The sequence below is a fragment of the Rathayibacter sp. PhB1 genome (genome assembly GCF_004362935.1).
Taxonomy (GTDB): Bacteria; Actinomycetota; Actinomycetes; order Actinomycetales; family Microbacteriaceae; genus Rathayibacter; species Rathayibacter festucae.
In genome coordinates, this window is record NZ_SNYD01000008.1 from 11,979 (window position 1) to 24,567 (window position 12,589).

Consider the following 12,589-nt stretch of genomic DNA (forward strand, 5'->3'; position numbering starts at 1 on the left):
GGTGCGCTGCGGGTCAGCCGCGCGGGCGCCGGTGCGGCAGGTACCGCGGGATCCAGCGCGAGAGCGCGGCGGCACCGGCCAGCCCGAGCACGCCCATCGCCCCCGCAGCGAACGGCAGCGAGACCGCCGCGGTCAGCGCGGACACCGCGATCGGCGCCGCGGCGTTGCCCGCGTCACCGGTGAAGCGGAACGCTCCGAGGAAGGGCGCCGGATCCTTCGGCGGTGCGAGATCCGCGGCGATCGTCATCAGGATGCCCGAGCCGATCCCGTTCGCCACCGCGAGGACGCAGGCCACCGCGATGAACCAGGGCACCGGGTCGGCGGCGAGGAGCGTCGCCACCAGCAGCAGGTGTCCGACCCCCAGGCCGATCATCGACGGGATCGCCGTGGCGCCGCGGCCGAAGCGGTCCATCACCTGCCCGCCCGCGTAGAAGAGGGCGAAGTCGAGGGCCCCGGCGAGGCCGATGATGATCGCGGTGTCGGTCTCGGCGAGGCCGAGGCTGACCGCCCAGAGCGGGAGGATCAGCGTCCGGCTCGCGCGCAGGGCGCCGATCACGGCGGCGCCGGAGCCCATCCGCGCGAGCACGCCGCGGTGCGAGCGGAGGGTGCGGACCAGGCCGGGGGAGGACTCCGGCACGGCCTCGGCCTCGGCGGCGGCGTCGAGTGCGGGGTCGGCGGCGGCGGAGGCGGCCGCCGCGCGGCGCAGCACCGTCGCCGGGTCCGGCACGAGCAGCAGTACGACGACCGCGGCCACGCAGCAGGCGATGTGCACCCAGAAGATCGACTCGACCGAGCCGCTGAGGTGCACGACCCCGGCAGCGAGGAACGGGCCGATCAACCAGCCCGCGCGGAACACCCCAGCGAGGGAGGACAGCGCCCGCGCCCGGTGGCTGATCGGCACGAACGAGGTCATGAAGGCGTGCCGGGCGAGCGCGAAGACCGCCGTCGCGAGGCCGATCAGGAAGACGCCCACGGTCAGCGTCACCCAGGAGGTGGAGACGAGGCAGATCACCAGGCCGAGGATCGAGGCGGCCGAGGCGCCGAGCATCGCGCCGCGCTCGCCGATCCGCGAGACGATCCAGCCGCTCGGGATGTCGCCCGCGAGCTCGCCGATCATGATCATGCCCGCGACGAGGCCGGCGATCGCCAGCGTCGCCCCGAGGTCACCGGCGACGGCGGGGAGGAGGGGGATGATCGCGCCCTCGCCGACCGAGAAGAGCAGTGTCGGCAGGAAGGTCGAGAGCAGGAGGGGCCCGACGGGGAAGGGGCGCTCGGCGGTGCTGCTCACCAGCCCCATCCTAAGCGCCGCCCGGGCGGCCGCCCGCGGTGAGCCCCGGCGCCCCCGGTAGTCTGGAGCCACCATGCTGGACAACGACTTCACCGAGCAGATCACTGCTCTCCGCTCCACCTTCTCCGACATCCTCGCCGTCATCGACGTTGACGAGCTCCGCTCGAAGATCGAGGAGCTGAACGAGCAGGCGGGCGTCCCCGATCTCTGGGACGACACCGACAACGCGCAGAAGGTGACCAGCGCGCTGAGCCACCGCCAGTCCGAGCTCGCCCGGATCACCGCGATCGAGCGCCGCCTGGACGACCTCGAGGTCCTGGTCGAGATGGCCAACGAGGCCGATGACGCCGAGTCCGAGCAGGAGGCGATCGCCGAGCTCGACGCCCTGCAGAAGACCATGGGCGAGCTCGAGGTGCAGACCCTCCTCGACGGCGAGTACGACGACCGCCCGGCCGTCATCACCATCCGCGCGGGAGCCGGCGGCGTCGACGCCTCCGACTTCGCCGAGATGCTGATGCGGATGTACCTCCGCTGGGCCGAGAAGCACAAGTACCCCGCGACCGTGATGGACGCGAGCTACGCGGAGGAGGCCGGCATCAAGTCCGCCACCTTCCAGATCGACGCGCCCTACGCCTTCGGCACCCTCTCCGTCGAGGCCGGCACCCACCGCCTCGTCCGGATGAGCCCGTTCGGCGCCGCCGGCAAGCGCCAGACGTCCTTCGCCGCGGTCGAGGTCATCCCGCTGATGGAGGAGGCCGGGGCGATCGAGATCCCGGACAACGACATCCGCGTCGACGTCTTCCGCTCCTCCGGTCCCGGCGGCCAGTCGGTCAACACGACCGACTCCGCGGTGCGCCTGACCCACCTCCCCACCGGCCTGGTCGTCTCGATGCAGAACGAGAAGAGCCAGATCCAGAACCGCGCGGCCGCCATGCGCGTGCTGCAGTCGCGCCTGCTGCTGCTGCAGAAGGAGCAGGAGGCCGCGACCAAGAAGGAGCTGGCCGGCAACATCACGGCGAGCTGGGGCGACCAGATGCGCAGCTACGTCCTCGCGCCGTACCAGATGGTCAAGGACCTCCGCACCGACCACGAGGTCGGCAACCCCTCGCACGTCTTCGACGGCGACCTCGACGGCTTCATCGCCGCGGGCATCCGCTGGCGCAAGTCCGCCTGACCCGCGGCGGCACGGCGCGAGCCGGGCCGGCCCCCTCCGCCCGGGAGCCCCACTCGAGCACGAGCGCGAGGCGGAGCCGACGTTCCGCGAACCCGAAAGGGCCTGAGCGTCGACCGGTTCTACCCTGAGAACGTCTCGATGCGAGACTCTCTCAAGAAAGGTGGAACCATGTCGAAGACTCCTCTCCTGATCGCTGCCGGGGCCGGCGCCGTGCTCGCCCTCGCGGCAGCCGCTCCGGCACAGGCGGACGAGCCGATCGCCGGCCTCCCGCTGTCCTCCGAGACGTCGCTCTCCGACGCCCTCGGGGAGGACATCGCGCTGCGACTCGGAGAGACCCCCGCGAACCCGCTCGCTCCCGCCCGAGCAGCGGACGTGGTCGGGGGTGCCTCCGCGGGAGCGGTCACCGGCGCCGGGCTCCGAGTCGACGGAGCCGCGCTGTTCGACGGCACCGAGCTGTTCGCGCTGGTCCTCGAGGACGAGTGGGCGTCCCTCCCCGTGGAGGGCGACCTCGCGCTGCCCTCCGAGGAGACGGGCGCCGTCGTCGCGGGCGGTTCCGTCGCGGACGCCGCTGCCGTCGTCGACGCCGCCGCTCGCGTCGCCCCGACCGGGGCGGTCGACGGCGATCCGGGAGACGCCCCCTCCGCCGATCGCCGGTGAGCACGCCTCCCCGCCGGCCCGCCGCGGAGCGGACCGGCGGGGAGACCCCCGGGCGCACTCCGGCCGAGCGCCCGGTGGGGATCGTTCTCCTCGGGCTCGCTGCGCTCGGTGCGGCGGCGGCCGTGTTCGTCGTCGCGTCCGTCATCGGCAACCGGACCGGTGCGTTCGACGCCGTGCCGGACGAGGGGTGGCGGGTCGGCTTCGCGGTGGCGTCGGCGCTCGCCGGTCTGCTGCTGCTCGGAGCCGCCGCTCTCCTCGGGCGTGCGTGGGGTGCCGAGCGAGGGGGGAGCACTGCCCCCGTGATCGCGACGACGGCGGCCGCGGCGGCGGTCTGCCTCCTCGTCGGGCTGTCGCTCGTGAGCGTCGGGACGGAGGCGGCGACGTCGATGCCGGCTCCCGAGTCGCAGAGGGCGTCGTCCGCTCTCGCGATCGCTCTCCTCGCCTGCGCGACCGTCTCCGTCTGCTCCTTCGTCGTCGCCCTGGTGCGGCGACCCGGCGAGTCGCGAGGCGTCTGACTCCCAGGTCGGGTCCGCCGAAGGGCCGGCCGCTCGGCGCGCCGGGCGGCCGGACGGGTCACTCTCCGGGATCGTCGCTTACCCTCGTACCGACATGATTCGCTTCGACAACGTCTCCAAGCAGTATCGGGGTGGCACGAGACCCGCCCTCAACGCCATCGATCTCGAGATCCTCCGGGGCGAGTTCGTCTTCCTCGTCGGCGCCTCCGGGTCCGGCAAGTCCAGCTGCCTCCGCCTGATCCTCAAGGAGGAGCGGCCCTCCTCCGGCTCGATCCACGTGCTCGGGCAGAACCTGGGCAAGATCTCGAGCCGCAAGGTCCCCTACTTCCGCCGCAACATGGGCGTGGTGTTCCAGGACTTCCGGCTCCTCCCGAACAAGTCGGTCTTCGACAACGTCGCCTTCAGCCTCCAGGTGATCGGCAAGTCGAAGGGCTACATCCAGGAGGCGGTCCCCGACACGCTCAAGATGGTGGGTCTCGCCGGCAAGGCCGCGCGCCTGCCGCACGAGCTCTCCGGCGGCGAGCAGCAGCGCGTGGCCATCGCCCGCGCCGTCGTCAACAAGCCCGCGGTCCTCCTCGCCGACGAGCCGACCGGAAACCTCGACCCGACGACCAGCGCCGGCATCATGGCACTGCTCGAGCGGATCAACGCCGGCGGCACGACCGTGATCATGGCCACCCACGAGGCAGGCATCGTCGACCAGATGAAGCGCCGCGTCATCGAGCTCTCGGCGGGCAGCATCGTCCGCGACGAGAGCCGGGGCGGCTACGGCCAGACCGAGAGCATCACCGTCGTGCACGACGGCGTCGTGGTCGTCGCGGCCGACGACCACCCGACCACCACGTCCTCGATCGCCGTCCCCGTGATCACCGAGAGCGCCCTCGCGCCCGCCGAGGTCCCGGAGGTCGACCTGCGCCGCGCGCCGGCGCCCGCCGCCGCCGCGCCGGAGCTCCCCGAGCACGGCGCCGCGTTCGCGCGCCCGCGCCTGCAGCAGACCGCGCCGCAGCCCCGCGTCCCGGAGGGCCGCCGCTCGGCCGCCGCACCCGAGACCCACGTCGCTCCGGCGCGCCCCACCACCCAGTCGAACCCGGTCGTCCCGCCGCCGCCGCCCGCCCCGACCGAGGCGCCCGTCTCGCCGCGCGTGGTCGAGCTGCAGAGCCAGACCGGCCCGATCTACCTTCCCGCCGACACCGGGGCCCTCCCCGAGGAGTCCCTCGCGGCCCGCCTGGGCCTGCGCGCCCACGCGGGCGAGGGCGACGAGTCCGGGGACGACCAGCAGGATGTAGGACCCGTCAAGTGAGATACGCACTGATCTGGTCGGAGGTCTCGAGCGGCCTCCGGCGCAACGTCTCCATGGTCGTCTCGGTGATCCTGGTGACCTTCATCTCGCTCACCTTCGTCGGCACCGCGATCCTGCTGCAGATGCAGATCGGCCAGATGAAGAACTTCTGGTACGACAAGGCCCAGGTCGCGGTGTACATGTGCACCGCCACCTCCGGCGGCGCGAACTGCAGCGGCTCCGACGCGACGCAGGAGCAGATCGACACCGTCGAGTCGCAGCTCGCGGGCGCGACGCTCGCCCCGTACATCGACCGCTCCTACTTCGAGGACCACGACCAGGCCTACGCGAACTTCCAGGAGCAGTTCGCCGGGAACCCGGTCGCCGAGTACGTCACGCCCGACCTGCTCAACCAGACCTTCTGGATCAACCTGAAGGACCCGACGCAGTCGGACGTGCTCGTGGAGAGCCTGTCCAGCGTCTCGGGGGTCGAGAGCGTCACGGATCAGAAGCAGTACCTCGACCAGATCTTCTCGATCCTCAACGCGGCCAGCTACACGGCCATCGGCATCGCGGTGCTGATGCTCGTGGCGGCGGTGCTGCTGATCGCGACGACGATCCGATTGTCGGCGTTCTCGAGGAGACGGGAGCTGGGCATCATGCGGCTCGTGGGCGCCTCGAACCGGTTCATCCAGACCCCCTTCATCCTCGAGGGCGTGTTCGCGGCGCTGCTCGGCTCGATCCTCGCGGGGGTCGCGGTCGTGGCGATCGTGGTCTTCTTCGTGCAGGGCTTCCTCGCGTACCGGATCCCGCTGACGTCGTTCGTGGGCGTCGACGACGCGCTGATCGTGGTGCCGATCCTGATCGTGGTGGGCATCGTCCTGGCGGCGATCTCCGCCAACGTGGCGATCGCGCGGTACCTGCGGGTCTAGACCGCCCGGCGCTCTCGGCCGCGTGCGGCCGTATACTGGTGGGCTGCCCCGATCGGGGCGGCCCACCATCGCTCTCGGACCGAAGGAGCAGCCGTGCCCAGGGAACAGGGACAGAAGGTCGTCGCGACCAATCGCAAGGCGCGCCACGACTACCTCATCGAGGACACCTACGAGGCGGGACTCGTGCTCTCGGGCACCGAGGTCAAGTCGCTCCGCAACGGCCGCGCGTCACTGGTCGACGGCTACGCCTTCGTCGACGGCGGTGAGGCGTGGCTCGACGCCGTGCACATCAACGAGTGGGCCCAGGGCACCTGGACCAACCACCCGCCGCGCCGCAAGCGCAAGCTGCTGCTGCACAAGGCGCAGATCCTCAAGATCCACAACAAGGTGAAGGAGGGCGGGTACACGCTGATCCCGCTCTCGCTCTACTTCAGCGACGGCAAGGCCAAGGTCGAGCTCGCGGTCGCGAAGGGCAAGAAGGACTACGACAAGCGCCAGGTGCTCCGCGAGCGCCAGGACCGCCGCGAGGCCGACCGCGCGATGTCCACCCGCCGCCGGATGGGCGAGTAGGCCGTCCGCGCCGATGTCCCGCAAGCGGGGGAGGCGCGCGCTCCGGTCCTGAGAGACTGGAGGACGTGACCTCTCCCGACAACGCTCCCGACGCGCCGCCCACTGCCGCAGAGGAGCGGACGCGCTGGCGGGCCTTCGCGGTCGCGGTGTCGGTCGCCGCCTTCACGATCCTTGACCTGTCGAAGGTCAACGTCGGGCTGCCCTCGATCGAGAAGTCGCTCTCGGCCGATCCGAGCCAGTTGCAGCTGATCGTCGCCGGCTACGCGCTCGCGTTCGGTCTCTCGCTCGTTCCCTCGGGACGGCTCGGCGACATCAAGTCGCGGCGCCTGCTGTTCCTGGTCGGGCTGACCGCGTTCACGCTCGCGAGCCTGCTCTGCGCGGTGGCGCCGACCATTGAGTTGCTCGTCGTCGCCCGCTTCATCCAGGGAATCGCCGCGGGCATCCAGATGCCGCAGGTGCTCGGCCTGGTGCAGCAGCTGTTCACCGGGGCCGCACGGGCCCGCGCCTTCGGCGTCTTCGGCGCCGTGATCGGCCTCTCCACGGCGTTCGGGCCGACGCTGGGCGGACTGCTGATCGCGATCGGCGGCGAGCAGGACGGCTGGCGCCTGCTGTTCTGGATGAACATCCCGCTCGGCATCGCCGCGCTGGTCTTCGCCTGGAAGCTGCTGCCGAAGGTCCAGCGGACACCGCAGGGCGACACCTCGCTCGACCCGGTCGGCCTGCTGCTGCTGGGCGTGACGATCTTCGCCTTCATGCTGCCGTTCCTGCTGACCACCGGTGCCTCGACGGACTCGCCGTTCCGCTGGTTCTGGCTGCTGCTGGCGGTCGTCGCCGCGTACGCCTTCGTGAAGTGGGAGGCGCACTACGCCGCGAAGGACCGCACCCCGGTCATCGACTTCCGGATCTTCCGCACCAGCTCGTACCGCAACGGGATCCTGGTCGCGACCTCCTACTTCGCGGCCATCCCGGCGACCTTCCTGCTGACGACGCTCTTCCTCCAGCAGGGCCTCGGCCTCGCGCCGGTGTTCGCGGGCATGGTCAGCATCCCGTTCGCGCTGACCTCGGCGGTGACCGCCTGGTACGGCGGCAAGCTCGTCCAGCGCTACGGGCGCGCGCTCGTCGTGCTGGGCATCGTGCTCGTCGTCGTCGGCTTCACGCTGGTGCTGCTGGCGGCCGAGCTCCTGCCGGCCGAGACGGCCGCCTACGGGATGGGCGCGGCGATGCTCGTCGCCGGCGCGGGCGGCGGCTTCGTCGTCTCGCCGAACCAGACGCTGACGCTCGCCGAGATCTCGCCCGAGCAGGGCGGCGTGGCGGGGTCGGTCGGCCAGCTCGGTCAGCGCGTCGGCACCGCGGTCGGCACGGCCTGCGCCTCGGCGATCTTCTTCGCCACCCTCGCCAGCGAGGCGGGGATGGCGGAGGGGCTCGACCGGTACCACGACGCCTTCCGCAACGGCTACTTCGTCACCCTCGGGCTGATCGCACTGGCCCTCGTGCTCGGACTGCTCGATCTGCGCCGTCGTCGGGTCACCGCCCGCGCGACGAGGTAGACTCTTCTCTCGTAACTCCACAGTGTGCGACGACGACCCACTCCACCCGGCCCAGTGTCGGCCAAGGCTCAGTGCCGGTGAGTGCTCGCGGGGATGATCGGTTTCGACATTGCCTGCGAAACTGCGAGAAGCGGGTCGAGGATTCAGGGTTATCTCGTTAACGATCTCTGAAAAACACAGGTGCCGAACAGAAGCGCACCGACTTCGCTCTCGCTGCCTAAGCCAGAGTAGATAGTCCGTCAGCCCGTGGGTGCGTCCTCGCCCCGGATCCTGGCGTCATCTAGAGGACTTGCTGCGTCGTTACGCCTGAGGGCGACGCGGGACTTGAACTCGGGCTGGGCCCGTCGACCGATGCGCCAGTGGTAACGGTCGGGGCCGAGTAGAACGCTCTCACTGGCTACACCCGTAGAAGGCGCAGAATCACAGCGATGGACGGGGGTTCGATTCCCCCCATCTCCACCACCGGTCGTCGTCGCACACAGGAGCTGCCGCTCCGAGCCGCTGCCGCTCCGAGCCGCTGCCGCTCCGAGCCGCTGCCGCTCCGAGCCGCTGCCGCTCCGAGCCGCCGCTGCCCTGAGCCGCCGCTGCCCTGAGCCGCTGCTGCTCCGAGCCGTCACTCCGGACGCACGTCGAGCTGGCGGACGCGGCCGTAGAGGGTCAGCAGCGCGAGGCGCTCGTCGTCGTCGCGCTCCACGCCGTTCTCCGGACCCTGGAGCGTCTCGGGAGGCGTCCACGCGCGGTAGAGGTTCTCGGGCGTGACGACCGTCGCCATCGCCCCCTCCGGGTAGTGCGCGTGGGCATCGAGGGGCAGCTCGGCGAATCCGCTCGGGAGCATCCGCGCGAGTGCCTGCGTGAGCGGTGCGAGGCGCTCGGCGCGCTCGTCGTCGACGGTCAGCGTCACCGCGTTCATCGCCGCGAGAGCGGCGGCCAGGTGCTCGACCGCGTGGTCGTCCGCGCACTCCTCCGTGACCAGGAGGGCGACGACGCCGCGGGGCTTCAGCCAGCCCAGCACGGCCTCCTCGGCGCCGCCGTGCACCGACACGACCCGGTCCGAGGTCAGCGCGTAGTCGTGGATGAGCCGCGACCAGCGCCGGACGGAGTCCTCGGTCGAGTCGGCCAGCGCCTCCGCCGCCGAGAGCAGCGCGCACTGCCGCTGCAGCCGGGTGAAGAGGCTGTCCGCCGGCCGGAACTCGTGCTCCGCCGTCGCCGAGCGCTTCGGCTCCGCGCTCTCCGGAACGTCTCCTGCGTGCTCGTGCATCTTCGACTCCTGCAGCGCTTCGCGGCACCCCCGAGCCGTTCGCCGATCGTGTGTGATCGTCCTCCCACAGTGCGCGTGCGCCGCGAACCTGTCAATCGAGGTGCGGAGGGGATTGACCCCGACGCCGGGCGTCCGGGCTGGTCGTCAGCGCGCGGCGCCGAAGAGGCTGCCCGTGGTCTCGCCGGTCGCCGGGTCGAAGACGGCGCAGAGCACGGCGCGGTCGCCGTGGCGCCAGCTGACCTCGGACGGGACGAAGCTGCGGTACTCGAGGGCGGAGTCGCCGTAGGCGATGCCCATCACCGCGCCGAACTCGGGCTCGCAGCCGGCGTCCGCCTGGGCCAGCAGGGTGTTGCGGCTGGTGTAGTCGTCGCCGGGCTGCGCGAAGACGTGGAAGACCTCGAGGTCGTGGCTGTCCGCGCAGGGGACGGCCTCGAAGTCGGCGACGCGGTCGTCGTCCGGCTCCCGGAGGCAGTCGCCCTTCGCCACCGAGAAGGCGTCGACGACGCCCGCGGTGGTGACCGTGCCGCCCTCGTCGCGGAGCGCCGCCGGATCGTCGGAGCCGACGACGGACGAGCACGCCGCGAGCGGGAGCACAGCGGTGAGGAGTGCCGCCGCGAGGAGCGCCGAGCGCCGGCTCATCGGCGGGCGGCGATCGCGAGGACCTCGTCGTGCAGGAGGCCGTTGGTCGCGACGGCGCTGCCGTGCCAGGGGCCGTCCTCGCCGTCGGCGGAGGTGAAGCGGCCGCCCGCCTCCTGGACGATCGGGACCAGGGCGGCGAGGTCGTAGGGCTTCACGTCGAACTCGCCCGCGCCGTCGATGAGGCCCTCGGCGACCAGCATGTAGGGCCAGGCGTCGCCGTAGGCCCGGTCGCGCCAGACGGTGCGGGCGAGCTCCAGCAGCTGCTCGAGCCGGCCGGCGCCGTCCCACTGCTGGATGCTGTTGTAGCTGAAGGTGGCGTCGGCGAGGGACGCGACGCCGGAGACCTGGAGGCGGCGCGGCTCCTCGGCGGCCGGGGCGACCAGGACGCCGCGCAGGCCGTCCGGCAGATCGAGGCTGCCCAGGGGAGCGCGGCTCTCGTCCACCCAGGCGCCGGCGCCCCTGGAGGCCCACCAGCGCTTGCCGAGGGCGGGGGCCGAGACGACGCCGACCACCGGGACACCGTCGATCGCCAGCGCGATCAGGGTCGCCCAGATCGGGACGCCGCGTACGAAGTGCGCCGTGCCGTCGATCGGGTCGAGGATCCACTGGCGCGAGGCCTCGCCGGAGGTGCCGAACTCCTCGCCGAGGATCGCGTCGTCGGGGCGCTCGGCGGCGAGGAGCGCGCGGATCGCCTCCTCGACGGCGCGGTCCGCGTCCGAGACGGGGGTGCTGTCGGGCTTGGTGTCCACGACGAGGTCGAGGGCGAGGAAGCGCTCGCGCGAGATCGCGTCGGCGGCGTCGGCGAGGCGGAGGGCGAGGCGGAGGTCGTCGTCGAGGGTCACGCGTCCACGATACTGAGCGCCCCCGCTGCGCGCGGGTCTCCCCGCCGGTCGAGCGGCCCCGGAGGGGCGCACTGCATGCTGGTCGAGTAGCGCGGAGCGCGTATCGAGACCCACGTGTGCAGAAGGGTGGATCTCGATACGCCCGCTGCGCGGGCTACTCGATCAGCATGAGGCGCGGAATGCTCGCTCGGCAGGGAGCGCCAGCGAAACACGTCGGTGCTGGCGGATTCTTGCTGGTCGAGTAGCGCGGAGCGCGTATCGAGACCCGCCCCTCGGAGCGCGGCGGATCTCGCTACGCCCGCTGTGCGGGCTACTCGATCAGCATGGCGCGAGTGTCGATTTGACGAAACGGGGGTGGGCGCTGGTAATGTGATCCCTCGGTTCGGCACGCACGATTCGCCGGTCGCCACGCACCTCTAGCTCAATCGGCAGAGCAACTGACTCTTAATCAGTGGGTTCTCGGTTCAAGTCCGAGGGGGTGCACCACATCGAGACGCCCGCCACTCCGGCGGGCGTTTCGTGGTTTCCGGAGCGTCCGACGTCGTCGCGCTCCGCCTGGGCATCCCCGCAACGTGCGGCGTCGCCCCGTGCGCTCCCCGCCGTGTCCGTGGGAGGCTGCCCTCTTCGTCCGATCCGCTCGATGGTGCGCGCCCCTTCCCCCACTCGAAAGGACCGCCGTGCCAGAAGACGCTCTGCAAGAAGTCGGCTCCATCGCCCTCGCCGTGCTGATCGCCGTCGTGATCGCCGTCGTCGTGACCGCGGTCGTGGCGCTGATCATCCGCTCGATCGGCAAGCGCAAGACGTGGGCCCGGCTGCTGATCCGCCGGGTGCGCATCCCGTTCCGCGTGCTGCTGCTCACGATCGCCGTCTGGGCCGCGCTCGCCGCCACCGTCTCCGGTGACACCTGGCCGGGGCTCGTCGACCGGATCTTCCAGATCGCCACGATCGGCGCCGCCGCCTGGCTGGTCGGCGCGACCTTCGTCTTCCTCGAGGACCTCGGCGCCGAGCGCTACCGCACCGACACCGCCGACAACCGTCGCGCCCGTCGACTGCGCACGCAGATGACGATCATCCGGCGGGTGGCCGTCGCGGCCGTCGTCGTGATCGCGATCGGCGCCTCGCTGCTGACCTTCCCCGAGGCGCGGACCGCCGGGGCGTCCCTGCTGGCCTCGGCCGGTGTGCTCTCGATCGTCGCCGGTCTCGCCGCGCAGTCGAGCCTGACCAACATCTTCGCGGGGATGCAGCTCGCCTTCAGCGACGCGATCCGCCTGGACGACGTGGTCATCGTCGAGAACGAGTGGGGCCGGATCGAGGAGATCACCCTGACCTACGTGGTCGTGCACCTCTGGGACGACCGCCGCCTGGTGCTGCCGACCAACTACTTCACCACCCAGCCGTTCCAGAACTGGACCCGCACCGGCTCCGAGCTGCTCGGCGCCGTCGAGCTCGATCTGGACTGGCGCGTGCGCCCCGACGAGATGCGCGCCGAGCTGCACCGGATCCTCGAGGAGACCGACCTCTGGGACCAGCGGGTCAGCGTCCTGCAGGTCACCGACGCGGTCGGCGGCTACGTCCGCATCCGCGTGCTCGTCACCGCGAAGGACGCTCCGACGCTCTTCGACCTGCGCTGCTACGTCCGCGAGGGGCTGGTGAGCTGGCTGCACGAGAGCGACCCGATCGCCCTGCCGCGCCAGCGCGTGGAGATGCAGCACGAGGAGGCGGGCACCGCCCCCGCACCGCGCACCCGAACGAAGTCGGCGCCGGACAATCTGTTCTCGGGCGACCAGCAGTCCAACGAGCGCGGCGCGCTCTTCACCGGGCTGATCGACCTGCGCGAGACGCCCGACCGCGACGGCCGCCGGCACGACTGACCGCCACGGCGGGCGGG

The 12,589-nt window shown here is 71.6% G+C and carries 12 protein-coding genes, 1 tRNA gene and 1 other RNA gene; 10 read left to right on the forward strand and 4 right to left on the reverse strand.

What is annotated here, in order from left to right; all coding sequences use genetic code 11:
- Window positions 1-13 precede the first annotated feature (13 nt).
- Complete coding sequence (locus tag EDF17_RS17350) at window positions 14-1,288, reverse strand: MFS transporter (protein WP_243732952.1); 1,275 nt, start codon at window positions 1,286-1,288, stop codon at window positions 14-16.
- Window positions 1,289-1,361: 73 nt separating this feature from the next.
- Between EDF17_RS17350 and prfB the strand changes: the two genes are divergently transcribed.
- The 8 genes from prfB to ssrA all read left to right on the forward strand — a co-directional run bounded on the left by prfB (window position 1,362) and on the right by ssrA (window position 8,424).
- Window positions 1,362-2,462 (forward strand): peptide chain release factor 2, encoded by a 1,101-nt coding sequence (prfB, locus tag EDF17_RS17355; protein ID WP_123448001.1) that lies wholly within the window; start codon window positions 1,362-1,364, stop codon window positions 2,460-2,462.
- A 168-nt stretch (window positions 2,463-2,630) separates the two neighbouring features.
- Window positions 2,631-3,119 (forward strand): hypothetical protein, encoded by a 489-nt coding sequence (locus EDF17_RS17360; RefSeq protein WP_123448000.1) that lies wholly within the window; start codon window positions 2,631-2,633, stop codon window positions 3,117-3,119.
- Complete coding sequence (locus EDF17_RS17365) at window positions 3,116-3,634, forward strand: hypothetical protein (RefSeq protein WP_123447999.1); 519 nt, start codon at window positions 3,116-3,118, stop codon at window positions 3,632-3,634. The genes EDF17_RS17360 and EDF17_RS17365 overlap by 4 nt, the downstream gene beginning before the upstream one ends.
- A 94-nt stretch (window positions 3,635-3,728) precedes the next feature.
- Window positions 3,729-4,934, forward strand: coding sequence for a cell division ATP-binding protein FtsE (ftsE, locus tag EDF17_RS17370; RefSeq protein ID WP_123447998.1), 1,206 nt, complete (start codon window positions 3,729-3,731; stop codon window positions 4,932-4,934).
- Window positions 4,931-5,845, forward strand: a complete 915-nt coding sequence (ftsX, locus tag EDF17_RS17375; RefSeq protein ID WP_123447997.1) for a permease-like cell division protein FtsX — start codon at window positions 4,931-4,933, stop codon at window positions 5,843-5,845. The genes ftsE and ftsX overlap by 4 nt, the downstream gene beginning before the upstream one ends.
- Window positions 5,846-5,938: 93 nt before the next feature.
- Window positions 5,939-6,415, forward strand: coding sequence for an SsrA-binding protein SmpB (gene smpB / locus EDF17_RS17380; RefSeq protein ID WP_123447996.1), 477 nt, complete (start codon window positions 5,939-5,941; stop codon window positions 6,413-6,415).
- Window positions 6,416-6,480: 65 nt separating this feature from the next.
- Window positions 6,481-7,962 (forward strand): MFS transporter, encoded by a 1,482-nt coding sequence (locus tag EDF17_RS17385; RefSeq protein ID WP_243732953.1) that lies wholly within the window; start codon window positions 6,481-6,483, stop codon window positions 7,960-7,962.
- An 89-nt stretch (window positions 7,963-8,051) separates the two neighbouring features.
- Window positions 8,052-8,424: a transfer-messenger RNA gene (gene ssrA / locus EDF17_RS17390) on the forward strand.
- Window positions 8,425-8,575: 151 nt separating this feature from the next.
- Here the strand turns inward: ssrA and EDF17_RS17395 are convergent.
- From EDF17_RS17395 to EDF17_RS17405, 3 genes are all read right to left on the reverse strand, one after another.
- On the reverse strand, window positions 8,576-9,220 hold the full coding sequence (locus EDF17_RS17395) for a hypothetical protein (protein WP_123447995.1): 645 nt from the start codon (window positions 9,218-9,220) through the stop codon (window positions 8,576-8,578).
- A 144-nt stretch (window positions 9,221-9,364) separates the two neighbouring features.
- The gene (locus EDF17_RS17400; protein WP_123447994.1) at window positions 9,365-9,859 is read right to left on the reverse strand and encodes a septum formation family protein; all 495 of its coding nucleotides are present in this window, start codon (window positions 9,857-9,859) and stop codon (window positions 9,365-9,367) included.
- Entirely contained in the window at window positions 9,856-10,701 is an 846-nt protein-coding gene (locus tag EDF17_RS17405; RefSeq protein ID WP_123447993.1) for an inositol monophosphatase family protein, read from the reverse strand. Before EDF17_RS17405 ends, EDF17_RS17400 begins: the two co-directional genes overlap by 4 nt.
- Before the next feature lie 410 nt (window positions 10,702-11,111).
- Between EDF17_RS17405 and EDF17_RS17410 the strand changes: the two genes are divergently transcribed.
- Window positions 11,112-11,187 (forward strand) — tRNA-Lys (locus tag EDF17_RS17410).
- A gap of 191 nt (window positions 11,188-11,378) precedes the next feature.
- Window positions 11,379-12,572 carry a mechanosensitive ion channel domain-containing protein gene (locus EDF17_RS17415; protein ID WP_132438503.1) on the forward strand — a complete coding sequence of 398 codons (1,194 nt, stop codon included), beginning with the start codon at window positions 11,379-11,381 and terminating at the stop codon, window positions 12,570-12,572.
- The last annotated feature ends 17 nt before the right edge of the window (window positions 12,573-12,589 follow it).